Genomic DNA, 21352 nt, shown 5'->3' on the forward strand with positions numbered 1-21352 from the left:
CGTGCACATGACGACTCTGATCAACCCCGCGACCGGCCAGGTCATCGAGGAGATCCCCGACAGCGCCGACGTCCCGGCGAAGGTGGCGCGGGCGCGGGCGGCCTTCGAGCAGTGGCGCGAGGCCACCCCGTCGGAGCGGGCGCGGGTGCTGCTGCGCCTGGCCGACCTGGTCGAACGCGACGCCGACGAACTGACCCGCCTGGAGGTCGAGGAGACCGGCAAGCCCGCGGCGGTCTTCCGCGACGGCGAGCTCCCGTTCGCCGCCGACAACCTGCGCTTCTTCGCCGGCGCGGCCCGCTCGCTCGACGGGACGGGCGCGGGCGTGCTCAGCGCCGGTTACACGTCGGTGCTGATCCGGCGGCCCGTCGGCGTGGTCGGCTCGATCGCGCCGTGGAACTTCCCGTTCATCATGGCCGTCTGGAAGGTCGGCCCGGCGATCGCGGCGGGCAACGGCGTGGTCATCAAGCCCGCCCCGCGCACCCCGCGCACCACGCTGCGCCTGGCCGAGCTGATGGCCGAGGCGGGCGCCCCCGAGGGCCTGCTGGGTGTGGTGACCGGCGGCGGCGACGTGGGCCAGGCCCTCGTGACCGACCCGGGCGTCGACATGGTGAGCGTGACCGGCTCGACCGCGACCGGCAAGGCCGTGATGCGCGGCGCCGTCGACGGCCTCAAGCGCGTCCACCTGGAACTCGGCGGCAAGGCCCCGGCCCTGGTGTTCGCCGACGCCGACCTGGAGGCCATGGCCTTCGGCGTGACCATGGGGGCCACGTACAACACAGGACAGGACTGCACAGCGGCGACCAGGGTCTACGTGGAGCGATCACGCTACGCCGAGGCCGTGGACGCCCTTGCGGCCGCGCTGGAGAAGGTGCGTCCGGGCGATCCCTGGGCCGAGGGGACCGACATCGGTCCGCTCATCTCCGCCGAGCACCGGGACAGGGTGCACGGCTTCGTCGCGCGGGCGTCGGGCCGGGTCGTCCGTGGGGGCGACCCGCTCGACGCTCCCGGCTACTACTACGCGCCGACCCTCGTCGCCGACGCGGACCAGTCCTCCGAGATCGTGCAGGGGGAGGTGTTCGGGCCGGTCCTGGTCGCGCTGCCGTTCGACGGGGAGGACGAGGCGGTACGGCTGGCCAACGACACGCCCTACGGTCTGGCGTCCTCGGTGTGGTCGACCGACGTGGCGCGGGCGCTGCGGGTGTCGCACCGGCTCGACGTGGGGGTGACCTGGGTCAACGACCACCTGCCGATCGCGTCGGAGGCGCCTCATGGCGGGGTGAAGGGAAGCGGGTTCGGCAAGGACATGAGCCAGGAGGCGGTCGGGGAGTACTCGGTGACGAGACACCTGATGATCAAACACGCCGCCCCCGCAGAACGCGACTCCTTCCGCCCGGCTTAGAGCGACAACTACCTAGATAGGAGAAATCCGGCAGTTCCTTTCGTTGCAGGGATGAAGTTTCCTCACGAAAGTCTGGCCGCATGTCTCGGGAGTGCTCGTGAACAGCCGGAACACCTCATCGCTCAAACGGATCAAACGGAATTTCATCAACTTCGCCATTCCCGTGTCCGCGCTCGTGTTGATTGTCGGCAATCTCGTTTGGGAGGTGGTCCGGAGGAACCTTGATCCAGGGTTGAACACGCAATGGCCGTGGAGGTTCAGCGTGGTGGACTCGACGGTGAGTGCGAATCTCGTTGTCCTGATCGCCGGTTTCATCATCGCCCGGGAGCAGTTCGCCAAGTCGACGTCGGCCGCGCTCGTCTTCGTCGGCGATCCGGCGGAGCGGAGCAGATACCTCGATTCGGTGTGGACCGAGAGCGTGAGCAATCGCGGCCCTGGCCGTTGTGTCGTGGAGAGTGTCCGATACGAATACACGACCTCCGACGGCCGATCCCAAACCGCGATCGGCTGGCTGGAGGTCGTCGAATTCTTCGGCAAGCGCGGGTTACGCCTGGGTACGCACTACCACTTGGCCAACATCGGTCCCGGGGTGACCCTTCCAGCATCGACGGAGAAGTGCGTGGCGCTCATCGCCTACCGTTGGGAGCTCCTCCGCGAGCTGGACTCTCTGGTGGTCACCATCCGCTACTCGGACGCGGCCGGTGACGTGTACGAGCGGACCCAGGACATCATCGCTCCCGCGCACGAGTGGTTGCGGCACGCGACCCCAGAGAGGTCCCGGATGCGGGCGCTGGCCCGGAGGTTCGTCGGCTTCTGATCGCCAGGTCAGCCCGACTCGGCGTCGAAGTAGAGCTCCGACGTCACCCGATAGCGGTCCCCCCGGTAGATCGACCGCGTGAACTCCACGATCCGCCCGTTCACGTCACGCGTCGTGCGCTCCACCAGCAGCGCCGGAAAGTGTTCCGGCACCCCCAGCAGTTCCGCCTCCGTCTCGTCGGTGACGGTCGCCTCGATGGTCTGCACCGCGCTGCGCACGTCGACCCCGAACCGTTCCCGCAGGACCTTGTAGAACGACCCCGTCTCCATGTCGGCCGGTTGCAGCCCGGCCACCAGTTCGTGTGGCAGGTGGAGGCGTTCGATCGCCATCGGCGCGTCGTCGACGACGCGGAGCCGGACCACCCGGAGAACGGGGGTGGCGGGGGCCAATTGCAGGCGGCTGGTCAGCTGGGGGCCTGCTGGGGAGGAGGCGAACTCCAGGATCGCGCTCAGCCATTTTCCCTCGGCCGGCGGCGCGTAGAACGATCCAGTCTGGGTCGCCGACAGCGCCTGGGTGACACGCTGGGGGCCCGTGAAGGTGCCGCGGCCGTGTTCGCGGACCAGGACGCCCGAGCGCACCAGGTCGTCTATGGCCGCGCGCAGTGTCGGGCGGGAGACGCCCAGTTCCTTGCACAGGTCGCGTTCCGACGGGATGGCCTCGCCGGGTTTCTTGTCGGCCACGTAGTCGAGCAGGAAGTCGCGTACCCGGTCGCGCTTCAGCCCCGCCCGCATGTTGACAGTCACGTCCCCGACCTTACCAGCGTCTTACCAGTTGTCGAATGTAAACACTGAATAACGGGTCTTGACGGGTCTACTGGTTAAGACCACTCTAGCGCCAGCAGGCAGATTGCTTACCAATATCTGACCACTGGGAGTACCCATGGCCCCCCGGTTCCTCGCCGCGGCCGCGGTTCTGGCGCTCGCCGCCGGGCTCACCGCATGCGGCTCTTCGCCCACAGAAAGCACCACTCCGGAAGCGCCCGCCGCGACCGCGCTCACCGTCTGGATCATGCGCGACAGCATGTCCGACACCCTGCTCAGCACCTTCGAGCGCGACTTCGAGGCCGCGCACCAAGGGGTCACCCTCGACATCCAGATCCAGGAGTGGGACGGCATCGGCCAGAAGGTCACCAGCGCCCTGGCCAGCAACGACGCCCCCGACGTCATCGAGGTGGGCAACACCCAGGTCGCCGAGTACGCCGCCAGCGGCGGCGTGAAGGACCTCACCGACAAGGTGACCGAGCTCCAGGGCGCCGACTGGCTGCCCGGTCTGGCCGACCCGGGCAAGATCGACGGGAAGCAGTTCGGCATTCCCTGGTACGCCGCCAACCGCGTCGTCATCTACAACAAGGACCTGTTCGAGAAGGCCGGCGTGACGGCCCCGCCCACGACGCGGGACGAGTGGATCGACGTGACCACCAAGCTCAACGCCGACGGCAACCAGGGCATCTACCTGCCGGGCCAGAACTGGTACACCCTGGCCGGGTTCATCTGGGACGAGGGCGGCGACCTGGCCGTCAACGAGGGCGGCACCTGGAAGGGCGGCCTCGACAGTCCGCAGGCGCTGGCCGGCATCGACTTCTACAAGAAGCTCCAGGCGCTGGGCGAGGGGCCGAAGGACTCCGACGAGGCCAACCCGCCGCAGGCCGACGTGTTCGCCAAGGGCAACGTGGCGCAGCTCATCTCCTCGCCCGGCGGCTCGGTGGCCATCGAGAAGGCCAACCCCGACCTGGCCGGCAAGCTCGGCTTCTTCCCGATCCCCGGAAAGACCGCCGACAAGCCCGGCGCCGTCTTCACCGGCGGCAGCGACCTGATCATCCCCGAGGCGTCGAAGAACCCCGATCTCGCGTACGAGGTCATCAAGGCCCTCGCCGGGGAGAAGTTCCAGACGGAGATGGCCAAGGAGATGTCCTACGTGCCGAACCGGGTCTCGCTCGGCGGCGTGCTGACCAGCGAGGGCGCGGCCGCGATGGCCAAGGGCGCCGCCAACGGCCACGCGACGCCGAACTCCCCGAACTGGGCGGCGGTCGAGGCCAAGAACGTCATCAAGGAATACATGACGACCTACCTGACCGGCACCGACGGCCCCGCGGAGGCGGCCAAGGCCTCCCACGTCATCGCGGACATCCTCAACACCAAGTCCTGACGGTCGCTGCCCGAAGCCCGGCCGGCCGGACGCCCGATCGGCGGCGCCCGACCGGCCGCCCCTCCCACCCAGTCTCGGACCCGTCCGCGTCGGCCGCGTCTCCCAATTCCCGGGGCCGCGCGGACGGGCCCGTCCCCAGGCCGGATGCGCAGGCCTCGCGTCTCGCTCAGTTCGTACAGAGAAGGAAGGACTTCTGTGGTCACGCAGGCTCCCGAGCGGCCCGTCGCCGCGGCGGCCCCGCCTCCACCGAGGCGGCGGCGCGGCCTCCCGGCCCTGTGGCCGTACCTGCTGGTGATCCCGACCGTCGCGGGTGCCGCCTACCTGCTGTTCTATCCGCTGATCCGCAGTGTGATCATCTCGTTTCAGCACTTCAGGACCGGTGAGCTCATCAGGGGCGGGGCCGCGTTCGTGGGGCTGGAGAACTACCACGAGGCGCTGGGCTCGGCGGAGTTCTGGGCGGTGGTGCGCCGGACGCTGGCCTGGACGGGGATCAACGTCGTCCTGATCATGGTCATCTCCACGCTGATCGCGCTGATGGTCGCCCGACTGGGGAAGAGGCTGCGGCTCGCGGTCCTGCTCGGGCTGGTGCTGACCTGGGCCACGCCGGTCCTGGCGGCGACCACGATCTTCCAGTGGCTGTTCCAGTCGAAGCTCGGCGTCGTGAACTGGCTGCTCACCAGCATCGGTCTCACCCGGTTCGACGGCTACACGTGGTTCGCCGACGGCACCGCCACGTTCGTCATCATGGTGCTGCTCGTCGTCTGGCAGTCGGTGCCGTTCGCGGCGCTGACCCTGTACGCCGGCCTGACCACCATCCCGCAGGAGCTGTTCGAGGCGGCCCGCATCGACGGGGCGACCGCCTGGCAGGTGTTCCGCGACGTCACCTTCCCCATGCTCCGGCCGCTGTTCGGGCTGATCACGTCGCTGGAGATCATCTGGGTCTTCAAGTGTTTCGCCCAGATCTGGGCGATCAGCCAGGGCGGCCCGGACGGCGCGACCACGACCCTGCCGGTGTACGCCTACCAGGTCGCCCAGTCGCTGCACAAATACGACCTCGGCTCGGCCATCTCCACCCTGACCGTGCTGATCCTCCTGGTCGTGCTGGTCCCGCACCTGCGCCGCATGTACAAGCACGAGGGAGCCGACCAGTGATCAAGCGCCTGCCCATCACGCTGGCCGCCCTGTCGGTGCTGGTCGTCTCGGTGTTCCCCGTCTACTGGATGGTCGTCACCGCGTTCAAGCCCACCCGCGACATCCAGGCCGACACCCCCCAGTTCCTCCCGCTCCACCCCACGCTCGAACACTTCGAGACCGCCATCAACGCCGAGGGCTTCGTGCTGTTCTGGCGCAACTCGCTGCTGGTGTCGCTCGGGGCGGTCCTGCTCAGCCTGGTCGTGGCGCTGCTGGCCGCGTTCGCGGTCGCCCGGATGCGGTGGCGGGGGCGCAAGGCGTTCATCCTCATGGTGTTCATCGCGCAGATGGCCCCGTGGGAGGCGCTGCTGATCCCGATGTTCATCATCGCCCGCGACACCGGCATGCTCGACAAGCTCTCCATGCTGACGCTCATCTACTTCATGAGCACGCTGCCCTTCACGATCGTCACCTTGCGCGGGTTCCTCGCGGCGATCCCGGAGGAACTGGAGGAGGCCGCCCAGATGGACGGCGCCGGCCGGGCCGCCGCGTTCCGGAAGGTCGTGCTCCCGCTGCTCGCGCCGGGGCTGATGTCGACGTCGCTGTTCGGGTTCATCACCGCGTGGAACGAGTTCGCGTTCGCCAACGCGCTCATCATCAAGAACCAGGACGACCGCACGCTCCCCGTCTGGCTCTCGTCCTTCTCCAACGTCTTCGGCACCGACTGGGGCGCCACCATGGCCGCCGCCACGCTCTTCATGCTGCCGGTTCTGCTGATCTTCCTGATCCTCCAGCGCCGGGTGACCTCCGGGATCATCGCCGGCGCGGTCAAGGGCTGAGAAAGGAAACCCAACGTGATCATTCCGCGGCCACGTGACCTGGCCGTCCTCGGGGGCTCCGTCACGTTCTCCGAGGATCTCGTCCGGCACCGACCCGATCCGGGCCTGCCGGAGGAGGGCTACCGCCTGACGCTCGGCGAGGGCGGCATCGAGCTGGCGTCCGGGGGGCCCGCCGGGGCCTACTACGGGCGGCAGACGCTCCGCCAGCTCGGCGAGCGGCTCCCGGAGGGGGTGATCGAGGACGCGCCCCGGTTCGGGTGGCGCGGGGTGATGCTCGACGTGGCGCGGCACTTCATGCCGAAGGCGTTCATCCTGCGGCTGATCGACCTGATCGCCGAGCTGAAGCTGAACGTGCTGCACCTGCACCTCACCGACGACCAGGGCTGGCGGCTGGAGATCCGGCGCTACCCGCGTCTCACCGAGGTTTCGGGCGACCACTACACCCAGGAGGACATCCGGGAGATCGTCCGGTACGCGCAGGAGCGGTTCGTCCGCGTCGTCCCGGAGATCGGCCTGCCGGGGCACGTGCAGGCGGCGCTGGCGGCCTACCCGCAGCTGGGCAACGACCCGTCCCGGACCTACGAGGTCTGGGCCGACTGGGGCATCAGCGACCACACCCTCAACCTGGAAGAGGAGACCATCACCTTCTTCCACCACGTGCTCGACGAGGTCTGCGAGCTGTTCCCCGGCGAGTACGTCCACGTCGGCGGCGACGAGTGCCGCAACACCGAGTGGGAGCGCACCCCGCGCGCCCAGGAGCGCATCCGCGAGCTGGGCCTGCCCGGCGCGCACGCGTGCCGGGCCTGGATCACCGCCCGGATGGCCGAGCACCTGGCGAAGAAGGACAGAAAACTCGTCTATTGGTACGAGAAGCCCGACGGTCCCCCCGGCGCCACCACCATGACCTGGCTCGACGAGGAGAGCGGCGAGCTGGCCGCTCTTGAGGGCCGCGACGTCGTGCTGGCCCCGCACCTGCGCACCTACCTCGACTACCCGCCCGAGCAGGAGGCCGGTCCGTTCTTTCCCGACCGGGTCCTGTCGTTGTCGAACACCTACCACTTCACGCCCCCGTCGGCGCCGGGGATCATCGGCGTCCAGGCCCAGCTCTGGACCGAGTACATGCCGACCCCGGCCGACGTCGAACGCCAGGCCTTCCCCCGGCTGCTGGCCTTCGCCGAGGTCGCCTGGGGTTCGGCGGGCGACTACTCCGACTTCCTGCGCCGTCTCGACCCCCACCTGTCCCGCCTGGCCGCGCAAGGCGTCTCGGTGGGTCCGCTCATCCCGTAACAGAAAGGACAGATGTGTCCAGCAAGAAGTGGTTAGCCGGCGGACTGATGTCCGCCCTCGCCGCCATCGGACTGGTGGCGCTGCCGGCCGAGGCCGCGACCGCCGTCAAGGTCCAGTACAAGACCAGCGCCTCCGGGGCCCAGGCCGACCAGGTCGAGCCGTGGCTGAACCTGGTCAACACCGGCACCACCGCCGTGGCGCTCAACACCGTCAAGATCCGCTACTACTTCAAGGCCGACTCGGCGTCGCAGCAGTACCGCTTCGCCTGCTCGTGGGCGGTCGTCGGCTGCTCGACGATCACCGGCACCTTCGGCACGATCTCGCCCGGCACGGCCACCGCCGACCGCTACCTGGAGATCGGCTTCACCGGCGGCTCGCTCGCCCCGGGCGCCTCCACCAGCGACATGCAGCTGCGGTTCTACCGGGCCGACTGGCAGCGCATCACGCAGAGCGACGACTACTCGTTCGGCGCGCAGACCTCGTACGCCGACTGGAACAAGATCACCGTCTACCAGTCGGGCGTCCTGTTGTGGGGCAACGCCCCGGCGGGCGGCAACCCCAGCCCGTCCCCGTCGCCCTCGCCCAGCCCGTCGGGTTCGCCGAACAACCCGGGCGGCAACAACGGCGTCGTGTTCGACGACTTCAGCTACACCTCGCACACCGACCCGAACATCAACGCGCACAACTGGACGATCCGCACCAACCAGGGCGGCCCCGGCATCCCCGGCGCGACCTGGCCCGCGTCCAACATCACCTTCCCGACCGTGAGCGGCGCCAACAAGGCCCTCCAGCTCAAGTCGGTCACCGACGGCACCTCGGCCGGCACCCAGCAGTCGGAGGTGCTGCACCAGCGCAAGTTCCTGGAGGGCACCTACGCCGCGCGGGTCTTCTTCACCGACACCCCGACGACCGGCCCCGACGGCGACCACATCGTGCAGACCTTCTTCACGATCACCCCGCTCAACCAGGACCTCGACCCCAACTACAGCGAGCAGGACTTCGAGTACCTCCCCAACGGCGGCTGGGGCGAGCCCGCGAACATCATGTACGCCACCTCGTGGGAGACCTACCGCAACGAGCCGTGGCTGGCGGTCAACACCCACACCGCCAACCGCATCAGCTACGCGGGCTGGCACGACCTGGTTCTCCAGGTCTCCGGCGGCGAGATCAAGTACTACATCGACGGCCAGCTGTTCGCCACCCACGGCGGCGACTACTACCCCGAGACCGTGCAGTCGGTGAACTTCAACCTGTGGTTCATCAGCGGCGGCCTCGTCGGCAGCAGCACCCAGCGTCAGTGGATCCAGCAGGTCGACTGGTTCTACCACGCCAAGAACGAGGTGGTCGCGCCCGCCACCGTCATCCAGCGCGTGAACAACTACCGCACCGCGGGCACGAGCTGGGTCGACACCGTCCCGGCGAGCTGACGCTCGCAGACTGACCGGCGGCTCGCGCGCATTCGGGGCGCGCGAGCCGTTCAGCCGCCTCCGGGCACGTTCTTCAGGGCCTCGCGCCGCGACAACCCGCTGAGCCCCTGGTGCTCGACGTAGCGCACGACCTCGCGCGGGTCGGTCTTGGCGTATTCGCGCAGCGCCCAGCCGATGGCCTTGCGGGCGAAGAAGTCGGTGTCGGACAGGCTCGGCTCGATGCAGGCGTAGAGGAGCGCGCTGTCGGTGTGTTCCTTGAAGGTGTTCTGCGACAGGATCGCGGTGCGGCGTTTCCACAGGTCGGGGCTGTGGGCCCAGTCGAGCATCGTCGGGCGCATCGTCTCGGGGAACTGGCGCAGCAGGCCGCCCACCCGGTGGACGGCCAGTTCGTCGACCAGGTCCCACCAGGCGCCGGTGACGATCATCTCCTCGTACATGGGCAGGGTGTAGAGGGTCTGCCACGGGCGGTAGAAGCGGAAGCCCGTCAGGTCGACCGCCGCGTAGCGCTCCTCGCGGTACTTCGCCTCGCGCCACAGTTCGAGCACGGCCCGGCGCCACACCGGCGCGGAGTCGAGCCGGTGGTCGGCGAACACCTTCTTCAGCGCCAGCCGCCGCGGCCCGCTCTGCACGCCCAGGAACGGCATCTCGGACTTCATGTAAGCCCGCATCACCGGCGCCTTCTCGGGGTCGGCGAGGTCGCCCAGAGCGGCCCGCACCGCGTCGACGAGGCTCATTTCGGCTGGCTGGTCCGCTCTCCGGTCGCCAGGCCGTCGAACAGGACCGTGATGTAGTGGTCGGCGAGCGCGGTGGTGTTGAGCCGCCCGCCCGGGCGGAACCAGCGCACCGCCACCCAGATCGAGTCGCGGAGCATGCGGTAGGTCAGCTTGGGGTCGACGTCGGCCCGCAGCTCACCGGTGGCCTGGCCCTTCTTGATCTGCTCCATCCACATGCGCTCGATCTCCTCTTCGGCCTTCACGAGGTAGTCGAAGCGGTGGTGCTCCAGCGAGCGCAGGTAGTTCCAGTCGTTCTGCATGACGGTGATCGCGGCCCGGTGGGGTTCGAGCGTGGCGAAGCCGGTGCGGACCATCTGGGCGAGCACCTCGGCCGGGCCCTTCCCGGAGTCGAGGATGACCCGGTAGCGCGCGGTCAGGTCGTCGAGGAAGGTGCGCAGGACCTCGTCGACGATCGACTCCTTGGAGTCGAAGTGGTGGTAGAGGCTGCCGGACAGGATCCCGGCCTCGTCGGCGATGTTCCGGACGGTGGTGGCCTGAAAGCCCTTGCGCGCGAACAGTTCAGCCGCCAGTTTGACCAGGTGGTCGCGGCGCTCCGAGGCGGTCACCCCATGGTTTCTGCGCGCCGTCGCGGTGCTCTTGCGCTGGTTCACCCACCCATTATGGGCTGTTGGCGCCGACGGGCCATTCAGAGCGCGGAATCGGCGATGATCGAGGATGGCGAAAATCAAATTCCCGTTCACGCTGGGCGTCGCCTCGGGGGAGCCCGCGCCCGACGGCGTCATCATCTGGACCCGGCTCGCCCCCGACCCCCTGAACGGCGGCGGCATGCCCGCCAGCACGTTCGACGTGCGGTGGGAGGTGGCCGAGGACGACACGTTCGCGAAGCTCACGGCGTCGGGCACGGCCAAGGCCCAGCCCTCCGGCGCGCACAGCGTGCACGTCAAGGTCACCGGGTTACGCCCGGCGTCGGTCTACTTCTACCGGTTCCGCGCCGACGGCCACACCTCGCGCGTGGGCCGTACCAAGACCGCGCCCGCATCCACCTCGACGGCGCCGCTGCGCATCGCGGTGGCGAGCTGCCAGCGCTACGAGCACGGCCACTTCACCGCCTACCGGCACGTGGTCGCCGACGAGCCCGACGTCATCCTTCATCTCGGCGACTACATCTACGAGTACGGCAAACCCGCGGTCCCCGAGCCGGGCCGTTACGTGCGGCCGCTGAAGGACTCGACCGCCGCCTGCACCACCCTCAACGCCTACCGCGAGCGGTACGCCCTCTACCGCCTCGACCCCGACCTGCAGGCCGCCCACGCCGCCGCGCCCTGGATCACCATCCCCGACGACCACGAGGTGGTGAACAACTACGGGGGCCGCACCGGCGACCCGAAGCGGAGGAAGGCCGCCTACCAGGCCAACGCCGAACACCTGCCCTACCGCGTCAAGCCGTCCGGCGACGCGATGCAGTACTACCGCTGGCGCCCGTTCGGCAAGGTGCTCGACCTGCTGGTGGCCGACGCGCGGCAGTACCGCGTGGCGGGCGACATCCTCGGCCCGGCCCAGACGACGTGGCTGCTCGACCGGCTCAAGGCCTCCACCGCCCGCTGGACCGTGCTCGCCCAGGCGCTGTTCTTCGCGCCCCGCAACCCCCCGAGCACCGACGCCTGGGACGCCTACCCGCAGAGCCGCCGGAAGGTCCTCGACGCCGCGCCGGAGAACTTCGTGGTGCTGAGCGGCGACGTCCACAACGCCTGGGCGGCCCGCCTTGACAGGGGCGTGGAATTCGTCGCGACCGCGATCAGCAGCGCGCCGCCCGCCGTGCGCGACGACGCCCTGGAGCGCAACCCGCACCTCGCGTTCTTCGACGGACGGCGCGGCTACCTGGTCGCCAACGTCTCGATGGAGGAGTTCACGGCCGACTACCGGGCCGTCGCGTACGTCGACCGCCCCGGCGCCCCGGTGTCCACGGCAGCCTCCTTCCGCGCCATCGGTAACAAGCTCGAACGAATCGACTTGTGAAATTGCAGGTAAGACCTCTAGCGAATAGGAAACTTTCCTATTAGATTTCGGGCATGCCCAAGTGCGGTGCCGCATGACGCGAAGCACGGAGCTGCTGCGTCTGGCTGATTCGGTCATCCTCCCCGGCTTCATCGGGACCTCGCCCCCCGACTGGCTCCGCCGGCGTCTCGCCGACGGACTCGCCGGGGTGGTCTTGTTCTCCCGGAACGTCGACACGCCGGACCAGCTCGCGGCCCTCACGGCCGCGCTGCGCGCGGAGAACCCCGCGCTCCTGGTCGGCATCGACGAGGAGGCGGGCGACGTCACCCGGCTGGAGGCCCGTACGGGCAGCTCCCGCCCCGGGAACTACGCCCTCGGCGTGGTCGACGACGTGCATCTCACCGAGGAGGTGGCCAGAGACGTCGGACACGACCTGGCCGCCGCCGGGGTGACGATCAACTTCGCGCCCGCCGCCGACGTCAACTCCAACCCCGACAACCCGGTGATCGGGCTGCGCTCCTTCGGCGCCGATCCGGGCCTGGTCGCCCGCCACACGGCGGCGTGGATCAGGGGGTTGCAGTCGGCCGGCGTGGCGGCCTGCGCCAAGCACTTCCCGGGACACGGCGACACCGCCGTCGACTCCCACCACGGCCTCCCGGTCGTCCAGGTCAGCCGCGAGGAGCTCCACGAGGTGGAGTTGTGGCCGTTCCGCGCCGCCATCCAGGAGGGCGTGCGGGCGATCATGACGGGGCACCTGGTCGTGCCGGCGTACGACGAGACGATGCCGGCCACCCTGAGCTCGCGCATCCTCACCGACCTGCTGCGGGGCGAGCTCGGCTTCGACGGCGTGGTGATCACCGACGCCATCGAGATGGCCGCCGTCGCGGCGGTCTACGGCATCGGCGGCGCCGCCGCCCGCGCGGTCGCGGCCGGGGCCGACTCCATCTGCGTCGGCGGCGAGCACGCCGACGAGGCGACCTTCGACCACATCCGCGAGTCGATCGCCGACGCCGTCGCCAACGGGCAGTTGCCGGAGGCCAGGCTGCACGAGGCGTGCGCCCGGGTGGCCAAGCTGGCCGCCTGGCGCTTCACGCCCGGCGACCGCGTGCTCAACGGCGTCCCGGTCGGCCTGGCCGCCGCCCGCCGCGCGATCAGGGTCAGCCACCACGACGGCGCCCGCCTGCCGCTCAGCGCGGCCCCGCACGTCGTCGAGCTCGCGCCGGACACCAACCTGGCCATCGACAAGCACCAGCCGTGGGGCGTCGCCGACCCGTTGGGAGCGCTCCTCCCGGGCACCACGGTCACCCGCCTCGGCGAGGCCGAACTGGCCGACGGGGTGCCCGCCGACCTCCTCGACCGGGCCGCCGACCGGCCGCTGGTCGTGGTCGTGCGCGACGCCCACCGCCACGCCTGGCAGATGGACGCCCTCGGCCACATGCTCGCCGCCCGCCCCGACGGCGTGGTGGTCGAGATGGGCCTGCCGGGACGCACCGACCTGGGCTCCGTGCACATCGCGACACACGGCGCGTCGCGGGTCTGCGGCCAGGCGGCGGCCGAGACGTTGACCGGCCGTTTGCCGTGAAATCCCCATAAGCAACGGCCTCGCGGGCGCAGCCGCGGGGCCGTTTCCATTTCCAGACCAAAATTCTGATCACAGAGTGCTATCAATCGACTACGCAGAGCTATATGCTCGGCAGTGCTTTGACCGGCCAGTCAAACAGACCGTCAAGGAAAGCGCGAGAAGGAGCCGTAGTGATCAAGAAGATCTGCGTGACCAGTGCGATGCTCGCGGCCGCCGCCGGTGCGAGCCTCATCGCCACCCCGGCCCACGCCGACACGTGGTCCGACAACTGGAGCGCGAACATCGGTTCGGCTCAGTCGGGCAACAACTTCGGCTGGGTCGCGGCGCGCAACGCCGGCTCCGGCCGTTCGACCAACGTCAACACCATCAACGGCATCTCCGCTACCGCCACCGGCGGCAGCGTGACCGTGGTCTACATCTTCAAGTAGACCGCCGGTCACGTCCCCAGCACTCACCCCACCCGAAGGAGAGATCATGTTCAAGAAGCTTGCCATGACCGGTGCCGTCCTCGCCGCCGCCTGTGGCGCGAGCCTGATCGCCGCGCCCGCCCACGCCGACACCTGGATCAGCAACGGCAGCGTGAACCGCGGCTCCGCCCAGTCGGGCAACGTGTTCGGCAACGTGGCCGCCACCAACATCGGCGGCGGTTCCTCGACCAACTCGAACACCATCAACGGTGTCTCGGTCACCGCCCGCAACAGCGTGGCGGGCCTCGCCTACCGCTTCGACGACTAGTCGTCGACTCCGGCGCGCGCCGGGCTCTCCTTCCGGGCCCGGCGCGCGCCGTCGCGCGTTGCGGCCATGATGGGTTTCTGTACGTCTGCCGCACATGCAAGGGGAAACATCGATGAAGGCCGCGTATGTCACCTGGGACGGCCCTGATCCGGAACGCGAGACCGTGCTCTCGGCGTGGCTCGCCGAGGGGATCGAGGGCGCACCCGTCCGGTGGGACGACCCCGAGGCCGACTGGTCGGAGTTCGACGCGGCCGTGGTCCGCTCACCGTGGGACTACGTCGGCCGGCGCGACGAGTTCATCGACTGGGCCTGGCGGGCCGAACAGCACACCCGGCTGCTCAACCCGGCGTCGGTGCTGGCGTGGAACACCGACAAGACCTATCTGAAGCACCTGGGCGTGCCGACCGTGCCGACCCACTGGAGCTCGCTCGCGCTGCCCGACTGGCCGGAATACGTCGTCAAGCCGACCGTCTCCGCCGGCGCCCGCGACACCATCCGCACCGCCTCCGCCGAGGAGGCCGCGGCGTTCGCCGCCTCCCTCGAGGCGCAGGGCCGCCCGATCATGGTGCAGCCCTACGTCGAGAGCGTCGAGCACGAGGGCGAAATGTCGCTCCACTACTTCAACGGCCAGTTCAGCCACGCCGTCCGGCGCACCCCGCTGCTGATCCCCGGCATCGGCGACCTCAACGACGCGGGCGCCAAGGCGACCCTCCGCGACCCCGACGACGACCAGTTCGACCTGGCCGAAGAGATCCTCGGCAAGGTGGCCGAGCCGCTCCTCTACGCCCGGATCGACCTCGTCCGGATGCCGGACGGTGAGCCGGTGCTCATCGAGCTGGAGCTGACCGAGCCGTTCCTCTACCTCGACACCGAGCTGGAGGCGCCGGGCTTCTTCGCCCGCGCGCTGAAGGAGATGCTCGCCTAACCGTGGGCGGTGATGCCGCCGTCCACGGGGATGACGGTCCCCGTGAGGTAGGAACCGGCCCGTGAGGCCAGGAAGATCGCCGTCCCGGCCATGTCGTCGGGACGGCCGATCCGGCCGAGCGGGACGCTGTCGGCGACCATCCGGCGGGCCTGCGGGTCGTCGAGCACGAACGACATCATCTTCGAGTCGAACGGCCCGGGGGCGATGGCGTTGACGGTGATCGACTCCTTCGCCAGGCGGTCGGCCAGGTGCCGGGTCAGCATGTGCACGGCCGACTTGGTGGCCGAGTAGGCGTAGCTCTCCATCGCCGGGGTCCGCAGCCCGTCGACCGAGCCGATGTTGATGACCCGGGCCGGGTCGTCGGGGGTCGCGGCCTTCCTGAGCAGGGGCAGGAACCGCTGCGTCAGCGCGAAGACGCCCTTGACGTTGATGTTCCAGAGCTTGTCGAAGGCCGACTCGGGATAGTCGTCGAGGGGCGCGCCCCAGGCCGCGCCGGCGTTGTTGACCAGGACGTCGAGCCGGTCGTGCCGGGCGGCGACCAGGTCGTGCACGGCCTCGACCCCCTCACGCGTGGACAGGTCGGCCTGGACCGACCCGCACCCCAGCGCCGCGGCGGTCTCCTCCAGCTGGTCCTTCTTGCGGGCGGTGACGTAGACGGTCGCGCCGCCGTCCACGAACCCCTGGGCGATCATCCGCCCGATCCCCCGGGACCCGCCGGTCACCACGACGATCTTTCCTTCGACCGAGAAGAGAGTCATGGGGCCGAGGGTACCGACCGGTCGGTCTGTAGGGAACGGGGGCCGTCTCCCATAGAGTGCGTGACCCCCTCCATGAGCCGGGCGGCCGGATTTCCGGGAGATCTCCGCGTGCCCTTCGTGTTAGCGTTCGGGTATGCAGCGCGCCCATCTGACGACGACGCCGGACTCCGTCCCGGCGCGCTGATCACTGCCTTACTTCGAAGCCCGGGGCGCATCGCCCCGGGCTTCGGTGTGTGTGCGTCCCTTTCTCACCAAGGGAGACGCATCGTGTACGACCACCGCAAGCTCGGCCGCGAACTCGACCTGTTCGACGGCGATCCGCTGATAGGCGCGGGGTTGCCCTTCTGGCTGCCCGACGGCGCGGCGGTCCGGATGGCGCTGGAGGACTACGTCCGCGACGTCGAGAGACGCAACGGCTACCGGCACGTCTATTCGCCGATCATGGGCAAGCGCGAGCTCTACGAGATCTCCGGCCACTGGGACCACTACCGCGACGACATGTACCCGCCCATGTCGATCGGCGAGGAGCAGGTGGTCCTGCGGCCCAGCCTGTGCCCGCACCACGCGCTGATCTACCGCTCACGCGGGCGCAGCTACCGCGACCTGCCGCTCCGGCTGGCCGAACTCGGCGGCATGTACCGGTCGGAGTTGTCGGGCGTGCTGGGCGGGCTGACCCGCGTCCGGGCCATCCAGCTCAACGACGCGCACATCTTCTGCACCGCCGACCAGGCCGTCGAGGAGGCCCGCGGAGCCCTCGAACTGATCGCGGCCGCCCACGCGGCCATGGGGATCAGGCCGGTGCGCCACCGCCTGTCGCTGCCGGGGTCCTCGGGAAAGTACGTCGCCGTCCCCGGCCTCTGGGAGCGCGCGGGCGAGATGTTGCGGGAGGTGCTGCACGACGTCGAGTACGAGGCCGTCGAGGGCGAGGCCGCCTTCTACGGGCCGAAGATCGACATCCAGATCGCCGACAACCTCGGGCGGGAGTCGACCCTGTCGACCGTCCAGATCGACCTTTACCAGCCCGCCCGGTTCGACCTGGAGTACACCGGCCCCGACGGGGCCAGGCACCGGCCGGTCATGGTGCACCGGAGCATCGTCGGCAGCGTGGAGCGGGCCGTCGCCCACCTGATCGAGGTGCATGGCGGCGCGTTCCCGGCCTGGCTCGCGCCGGTGCAGGTGGTGGTGCTGCCGCTCGGGGAGGACGAGGCGGCGTTCGCCGACTCGGTGGTCTCGCGCTGTGCCGGCCTCGGGCTGCGCGCCGAGCTCTCGGGGCCGGAGAAGGGCAGCCTGGGGGCGCGCATCCGGGAGGCGCGGCTGGTGCCGTACCAGCTGATCGTCGGGTCCCGGGAGGTCGCGGCCGGCGAGGTGTCGGTCCGGCTCCGCGACGGGCGCAAGCTCGCCGCCCTGCCGGTGGCCGAGGCGCTCGGGAGGATCGCGGAGATCACCTCGCGGCGGGAGACCGGGTTGTGGTGACTAAGCTTTCGATGACCGCCCATTACTACCGAGGGAACCCGCGATGAGCGACGTGCGTGCCGAGTACGAGGAGCTGAAGGCCAGGGGACTGAAGCTCGACCTGACCCGGGGCAAGCCCGCCTCGGCCCAGCTCGATCTGTCCACCCCGATGCTCTCGCTGCCTGGGACGTCCTACCGCTCCGCCGACGGCACCGACACCCGCAACTACGGCGGCCTCAACGGCCTGGCCGAGCTCCGGGCGCTGTTCAGCGGGTTCCTCCAGGTCCCGGCATCGCAGCTCATCGTGGGCGGCAACTCCAGCCTCGCCCTGATGCACGACGCGATCGTCCACTGCCTGCTGGGGGTGCCGCTCGGCGCCGCCCGCCGGTGGGCCGACGAGGAGCGGGTGGCCTTCCTGGCCCCCGTCCCGGGATACGACCGGCACTTCGCGCTCTGCGAGCGCTTCGGCATCGAGCTCATCCCGGTGGCGATGACCCCCGCCGGTCCCGACATGGACGAGGTCGAGCGCCTCGTCGCCGCCGACCCGGCGATCAAGGGCATCTGGTGCGTGCCGAAGTACTCCAACCCCGACGGCACGACCTACTCGGCCGAGACCGTCGCGCGGCTGGCCACCATGACCACGGCCGCGCCCGACTTCCGGATCTTCTGGGACAACGCCTACGCCATCCACCACCTCTTCGACGAGGAGGCCGAGCTCGCCGACCTGCTGGCGCTGGCCACCGAGGCCGGCAACGCGAACCGGGTGTTCGTGTTCGGGTCGACGTCCAAGGTGACTCTGGCCGGTTCGGGCGTCTCGTTCTTCGGCGGCTCGCCCGAGACGATCGCCTGGTTCCTCGGCTACATGGGCAAGGGCACGATCGGCGCCGACAAGGTCAACCAGCTCCGCCACGTCGAGTTCCTGCGCGACGAAGACGGCGTGCGGGCCCACATGCGCGCCCACGCCGACCTGATCCGGCCCAAGTTCGAGACCGTCGACCGGATCCTGTCGAAGGAGCTGTCGGGCCTGGCGACCTGGTCGTCGCCGCTCGGCGGCTACTTCATCTCGCTCTCGGTGCCCGAGGGCACGGCCAAGGAGGTCGTGCGCCGGGCCGCCGAGGCCGGCATCGCGCTGACCCCGGCCGGGGCCACCCACCCCTACGGGCAGGACCCGTCCGACTCGGTCATCCGCATCGCCCCGACGTTCCCCGACCTGGCGGAGCTCGAAGCGGCGATCAGCGGCCTGGCCGTCTGCGTGCGGCTGGTGGCGGCCGAGCGCGCCTGAGCGCGCCTTACCGGAAGTGAGCGCTCGATGACTGATAGACATCGAGCATGGCGTTGCACTCCGGACACGCGCACCACAAACACCCGGCGTCGCGATCGGTCAACCCGGTCCCGGCGCTGGGTCTCGACCTGACCGCCCCCACCCACCGGCTCTTCGACACGCCGGTGCCCGCCGACGCGGCGTGGCAGTTCGTCCACGACGAGCTGATGCTCGACGGGAACGCCCGGCTCAACCTGGCCACGTTCGTGACGACGTGGATGGAGCCGCAGGCCGCCCGGCTGATGGCCGAGTGCGCCGACAAGAACATGATCGACAAGGACGAATACCCGCAGACGGCGGAGTTCGAGCGGCGCTGCGTCTGCATCCTGGCCGACCTGTGGAACGCCCCCTCGCCGTCCGACGTGATCGGCACCTCCACGACCGGGTCGAGCGAGGCCTGCATGCTGGCCGGGATGGCGTTGAAGCGCCGCTGGTCCGGCCCGGGGCGGCCCAACCTGGTCATGGGGGCCAACGTCCAGGTGTGCTGGGAGAAGTTCTGCCGCTACTGGGAGGTCGAGCCCCGGCTGGTGCCCCTGTCGGGGGAGCGTTTCCACCTCACGGCCGAGGAGGCCGTCACGTACTGCGACGAGAACACCATCGGCGTGGTGGCCGTCCTCGGCTCGACCTTCGACGGGTCCTACGAACCGGTCGCGGACATCTGCGGCGCCCTCGACGCCCTGCAGGAGGCCCGGGGGTGGGACATCCCCGTGCACGTCGACGGCGCCTCCGGCGCGATGGTCGCGCCCTTCCTCGACAGCGGGCTGGTGTGGGACTTCCGGCTGCCGCGGGTGGCGTCCATCAACACCTCGGGGCACAAGTACGGGCTGGTCTACCCGGGGGTCGGCTGGGTGTTGTGGCGGCACACCTCCTGCCTGCCGGAGGAGCTGATCTTCCGGGTCAACTACCTCGGCGGGGACATGCCGACCTTCGCGCTGAACTTCTCCCGGCCCGGGGCCGAGGTCGTGGCGCAGTACTACAACTTCCTGCGGCTCGGACGGAGGGGCTACCAGGAGGTCCAGGGCATCTCACGGGCGGTGGCCACCCACCTGTCGCGGAAGATCGGCGAGATGGGGGTGTTCCGGCTGATCTCGCGGGGCGACCAGCTGCCGGTGTTCGCGTTCACGACCGCCGACTCGGTGACCGCCTTCGACGTGTTCGACGTGTCTCGGCGGTTGCGGGAGCGGGGGTGGCTGGTGCCGGCGTACACGTTCCCGAAGGACCGGGAGGACCTTGCGGTGCTGCGGATCGTGGTGCGCAACGGGTTCACCCACGACCTGGCCGATCTGCTGCTGGCCGACCTGGAGCGGGTGCTGCCGGAGCTGGAGGCGCAGCCGCATCCGATGCACCGGGACATGAAGGCGATGGGCTTCCACCACTGACCGGAGACAAGCGGTAAAAGATGGTTTATGTGTCGCCCGAAACCCATCGGGTAGAGGGAGACGAGATCTAAGCCGACCCGAGGGGGAGGTCAGATGACCACCGAATCGGTAGAGCGGGTTTCGTGGTCGGGCCGCTATTTCGAGGACTTCTCGGCGGGTGACACGTACCGGCATCCACTCGGACGAACAGTGACCGCCACGGACAACGTATGGCAGGCACTTCTCACGCAGAACACCATGCCGGTGCACTTCGACGCGCACTATGCGGCCCAGACCGAGTTCGGCCGGCGTCTGGTGGACTCGACGTTCACGTTGGCGCTGGTCACCGGCCAGAGTGTCACGGACGTCTCACAACACGTGATGGCGAACCTGGGCTGGGACAAGGTGCGGCTGCCGAACCCGGTGTTCGAGGGCGACACGATCTACTCACAGTCGGAGGTGCTGTCCGTCCGGGAGTCGCACTCGCGGCGCAACGTGGGCATCGTGGCGGTCCGCACCATCGGCTTCAACCAGCACGGTGAGATCGTCATCGTCTTCGAGCGCACCATGATGGTCTACCGGCGAGGCCACGGGCCCGACGTGACCGCCGTGCGGCCGGTGTGGGACGAGCGGGCCCGGCGGGCGGTGCAGGGGCCGTGAGGGCCAGGTCGTGGCTCTTCACGCCTGGTGACCGTCCCGATCGGTTCGGCAAGGCGGCGGTCGCCGGGGCGGACGTCGCCGTACTCGATCTCGAAGACGCCGTCGCGCCCGCCGACAAGATCCGTGCCCGGACCGCCGTCGCCGGGGCGCTGGGCGAGGTGAAGGGCTACGTGCGCGTCAACGGAGTGGATACTCCTTGGCACGACGAGGACCTCTGCGCGGTCGCCGGACGACCGGGCCTGCTGGGCGTGATGCTGCCCAAGACAGAGACTCCCGACATGGTCGACGGCATCGGCGTGCCGGTGGTCGCGCTCGTCGAGTCGGCCGCAGGGGTGGAGAACGCCGCACTCATCGCCGCCCGGCCCAATGTCGTCCGGCTCGCCTTCGGCAGCGTGGACTTCGCCCTGGACGTCGGCGCGACCGACGATGACTTCCTCTACGCGCGCTCGCGTCTGGTGGTGGTCTCCAGAGCACAGGGCATCGGCGCTCCCGTGGACGGGGTGACCACGGCGCTCGACGACTCCGACCGCACGTCGCGAGACGCTCGCAGGGGACGGGCGCTCGGCTTCGCCGGCAAGATGTGCCTGCATCCTCGGCAGGTCGGCCCGGTCAACGACGCGTTCTCCCCCACAGAGGGAGAGTTGGCGTGGGCCCGGCGCGTGGTGGCGGCCGCCGCCGATGGAGGGGCCGTGCGCGTGGACGGGCAGATGATCGACAAGCCGAGGCTGGAGGCCGCGCGCCGCTTGCTGAAGTCGGGAAGCCGGCAGGACGCCTGACCGCCGGATCG

At 69.6% G+C, this 21352-nt stretch carries 21 protein-coding genes; 17 read left to right on the forward strand and 4 right to left on the reverse strand.

Annotated features, from left to right (window positions below):
* Positions 1 to 7: 7 nt before the first annotated feature.
* On the forward strand, positions 8 to 1399 hold the full coding sequence (locus QSK34_RS00245; RefSeq protein WP_285578592.1) for an aminobutyraldehyde dehydrogenase: 1392 nt from the start codon (positions 8 to 10) through the stop codon (positions 1397 to 1399).
* A gap of 97 nt (positions 1400 to 1496) precedes the next feature.
* Positions 1497 to 2216, forward strand: coding sequence for a hypothetical protein (locus QSK34_RS00250; RefSeq protein WP_285578594.1), 720 nt, complete (start codon positions 1497 to 1499; stop codon positions 2214 to 2216).
* Positions 2217 to 2224: 8 nt separating this feature from the next.
* Here QSK34_RS00250 and QSK34_RS00255 read toward each other — a convergent pair whose 3' ends face one another.
* A complete protein-coding gene (locus tag QSK34_RS00255) occupies positions 2225 to 2959 on the reverse strand; it encodes a GntR family transcriptional regulator (protein WP_246060191.1) in 735 nt (244 codons plus the stop codon).
* A gap of 136 nt (positions 2960 to 3095) precedes the next feature.
* Between QSK34_RS00255 and QSK34_RS00260 the strand changes: the two genes are divergently transcribed.
* The 5 genes from QSK34_RS00260 to QSK34_RS00280 all read left to right on the forward strand — a co-directional run bounded on the left by QSK34_RS00260 (position 3096) and on the right by QSK34_RS00280 (position 9045).
* On the forward strand, positions 3096 to 4361 hold the full coding sequence (locus tag QSK34_RS00260; protein ID WP_285578600.1) for an extracellular solute-binding protein: 1266 nt from the start codon (positions 3096 to 3098) through the stop codon (positions 4359 to 4361).
* 195 nt (positions 4362 to 4556) lie between these two features.
* Entirely contained in the window at positions 4557 to 5513 is a 957-nt protein-coding gene (locus QSK34_RS00265) for a carbohydrate ABC transporter permease (RefSeq protein WP_285578602.1), read from the forward strand.
* Complete coding sequence (locus tag QSK34_RS00270) at positions 5510 to 6331, forward strand: carbohydrate ABC transporter permease (RefSeq protein ID WP_285578604.1); 822 nt, start codon at positions 5510 to 5512, stop codon at positions 6329 to 6331. The genes QSK34_RS00265 and QSK34_RS00270 overlap by 4 nt, the downstream gene beginning before the upstream one ends.
* Before the next feature lie 15 nt (positions 6332 to 6346).
* A complete protein-coding gene (locus tag QSK34_RS00275) occupies positions 6347 to 7618 on the forward strand; it encodes a beta-N-acetylhexosaminidase (RefSeq protein WP_285578606.1) in 1272 nt (423 codons plus the stop codon).
* A 14-nt stretch (positions 7619 to 7632) separates the two neighbouring features.
* Positions 7633 to 9045: a cellulose binding domain-containing protein gene (locus tag QSK34_RS00280; RefSeq protein WP_285578608.1), complete on the forward strand. Its 1413-nt coding sequence runs from the start codon at positions 7633 to 7635 to the stop codon at positions 9043 to 9045.
* Positions 9046 to 9095: 50 nt separating this feature from the next.
* Here QSK34_RS00280 and QSK34_RS00285 read toward each other — a convergent pair whose 3' ends face one another.
* Entirely contained in the window at positions 9096 to 9779 is a 684-nt protein-coding gene (locus QSK34_RS00285; protein WP_161480562.1) for a DNA alkylation repair protein, read from the reverse strand.
* Positions 9776 to 10429 (reverse strand): TetR/AcrR family transcriptional regulator, encoded by a 654-nt coding sequence (locus QSK34_RS00290; RefSeq protein WP_285578611.1) that lies wholly within the window; start codon positions 10427 to 10429, stop codon positions 9776 to 9778. The genes QSK34_RS00285 and QSK34_RS00290 overlap by 4 nt, the downstream gene beginning before the upstream one ends.
* Positions 10430 to 10493: 64 nt before the next feature.
* On the opposite strand from QSK34_RS00290, the gene QSK34_RS00295 reads away from it, so the two are divergent.
* From QSK34_RS00295 to QSK34_RS00315, 5 genes are all read left to right on the forward strand, one after another.
* Complete coding sequence (locus tag QSK34_RS00295; RefSeq protein WP_285578613.1) at positions 10494 to 11795, forward strand: alkaline phosphatase D family protein; 1302 nt, start codon at positions 10494 to 10496, stop codon at positions 11793 to 11795.
* A 73-nt stretch (positions 11796 to 11868) separates the two neighbouring features.
* Positions 11869 to 13356 carry a glycoside hydrolase family 3 protein gene (locus QSK34_RS00300; RefSeq protein ID WP_285578615.1) on the forward strand — a complete coding sequence of 496 codons (1488 nt, stop codon included), beginning with the start codon at positions 11869 to 11871 and terminating at the stop codon, positions 13354 to 13356.
* A gap of 170 nt (positions 13357 to 13526) precedes the next feature.
* Complete coding sequence (locus tag QSK34_RS00305) at positions 13527 to 13784, forward strand: hypothetical protein (protein ID WP_030450924.1); 258 nt, start codon at positions 13527 to 13529, stop codon at positions 13782 to 13784.
* 46 nt (positions 13785 to 13830) lie between these two features.
* Positions 13831 to 14091, forward strand: a complete 261-nt coding sequence (locus tag QSK34_RS00310; protein WP_030450923.1) for a hypothetical protein — start codon at positions 13831 to 13833, stop codon at positions 14089 to 14091.
* Positions 14092 to 14203: 112 nt separating this feature from the next.
* The gene (locus QSK34_RS00315; RefSeq protein WP_285578618.1) at positions 14204 to 15016 is read left to right on the forward strand and encodes an ATP-grasp domain-containing protein; all 813 of its coding nucleotides are present in this window, start codon (positions 14204 to 14206) and stop codon (positions 15014 to 15016) included.
* Here the strand turns inward: QSK34_RS00315 and QSK34_RS00320 are convergent.
* Positions 15013 to 15774 carry an SDR family oxidoreductase gene (locus tag QSK34_RS00320; protein WP_285578620.1) on the reverse strand — a complete coding sequence of 254 codons (762 nt, stop codon included), beginning with the start codon at positions 15772 to 15774 and terminating at the stop codon, positions 15013 to 15015. The two genes, QSK34_RS00315 and QSK34_RS00320, sit on opposite strands and share 4 nt — an antisense overlap.
* 267 nt (positions 15775 to 16041) lie before the next feature.
* Here QSK34_RS00320 and thrS point away from each other — a divergent pair, with 267 nt between their 5' ends.
* The 5 genes from thrS (at position 16042) to QSK34_RS00345 (ending at position 21341) form a co-directional block, all read left to right on the forward strand.
* Positions 16042 to 17247 (forward strand): threonine--tRNA ligase, encoded by a 1206-nt coding sequence (gene thrS, locus QSK34_RS00325; RefSeq protein WP_285578621.1) that lies wholly within the window; start codon positions 16042 to 16044, stop codon positions 17245 to 17247.
* Positions 17248 to 17290: 43 nt separating this feature from the next.
* Positions 17291 to 18508, forward strand: coding sequence for an aspartate aminotransferase type Ic (locus tag QSK34_RS00330; protein WP_161480556.1), 1218 nt, complete (start codon positions 17291 to 17293; stop codon positions 18506 to 18508).
* A gap of 47 nt (positions 18509 to 18555) precedes the next feature.
* Positions 18556 to 19926: a glutamate decarboxylase gene (gad, locus tag QSK34_RS00335; protein WP_285578624.1), complete on the forward strand. Its 1371-nt coding sequence runs from the start codon at positions 18556 to 18558 to the stop codon at positions 19924 to 19926.
* A gap of 93 nt (positions 19927 to 20019) precedes the next feature.
* Positions 20020 to 20565, forward strand: coding sequence for a MaoC family dehydratase (locus QSK34_RS00340; protein WP_285578627.1), 546 nt, complete (start codon positions 20020 to 20022; stop codon positions 20563 to 20565).
* Entirely contained in the window at positions 20562 to 21341 is a 780-nt protein-coding gene (locus tag QSK34_RS00345; protein ID WP_285578629.1) for an HpcH/HpaI aldolase/citrate lyase family protein, read from the forward strand. Before QSK34_RS00340 ends, QSK34_RS00345 begins: the two co-directional genes overlap by 4 nt.
* Positions 21342 to 21352 lie beyond the last annotated feature (11 nt).

This window comes from Herbidospora sp. NBRC 101105, assembly GCF_030269205.1.
GTDB classification, from domain to species: Bacteria; Actinomycetota; Actinomycetes; order Streptosporangiales; family Streptosporangiaceae; genus Herbidospora; species Herbidospora solisilvae.

Excerpts from the sequence above, each read along its gene's own strand:
- QSK34_RS00315 (WP_285578618.1), top strand. The coding sequence starts at position 14,204 with ATGAAGGCCGCGTATGTCACCTGGGACGGCCCTGATCCGGAACGCGAG.
- QSK34_RS00260 (WP_285578600.1), top strand. The coding sequence starts at position 3,096 with ATGGCCCCCCGGTTCCTCGCCGCGGCCGCGGTTCTGGCGCTCGCCGCC.
- QSK34_RS00285 (WP_161480562.1), bottom strand. The coding sequence starts at position 9,779 with ATGAGCCTCGTCGACGCGGTGCGGGCCGCTCTGGGCGACCTCGCCGAC.
- QSK34_RS00295 (WP_285578613.1), top strand. The coding sequence starts at position 10,494 with ATGGCGAAAATCAAATTCCCGTTCACGCTGGGCGTCGCCTCGGGGGAG.
- QSK34_RS00300 (WP_285578615.1), top strand. The coding sequence starts at position 11,869 with ATGACGCGAAGCACGGAGCTGCTGCGTCTGGCTGATTCGGTCATCCTC.
- gad (WP_285578624.1), top strand. The coding sequence starts at position 18,556 with ATGGCGTTGCACTCCGGACACGCGCACCACAAACACCCGGCGTCGCGA.
- QSK34_RS00340 (WP_285578627.1), top strand. The coding sequence starts at position 20,020 with ATGACCACCGAATCGGTAGAGCGGGTTTCGTGGTCGGGCCGCTATTTC.
- QSK34_RS00310 (WP_030450923.1), top strand. The coding sequence starts at position 13,831 with ATGTTCAAGAAGCTTGCCATGACCGGTGCCGTCCTCGCCGCCGCCTGT.
- QSK34_RS00245 (WP_285578592.1), top strand. The coding sequence starts at position 8 with ATGACGACTCTGATCAACCCCGCGACCGGCCAGGTCATCGAGGAGATC.
- QSK34_RS00330 (WP_161480556.1), top strand. The coding sequence starts at position 17,291 with ATGAGCGACGTGCGTGCCGAGTACGAGGAGCTGAAGGCCAGGGGACTG.
- QSK34_RS00320 (WP_285578620.1), bottom strand. The coding sequence starts at position 15,774 with ATGACTCTCTTCTCGGTCGAAGGAAAGATCGTCGTGGTGACCGGCGGG.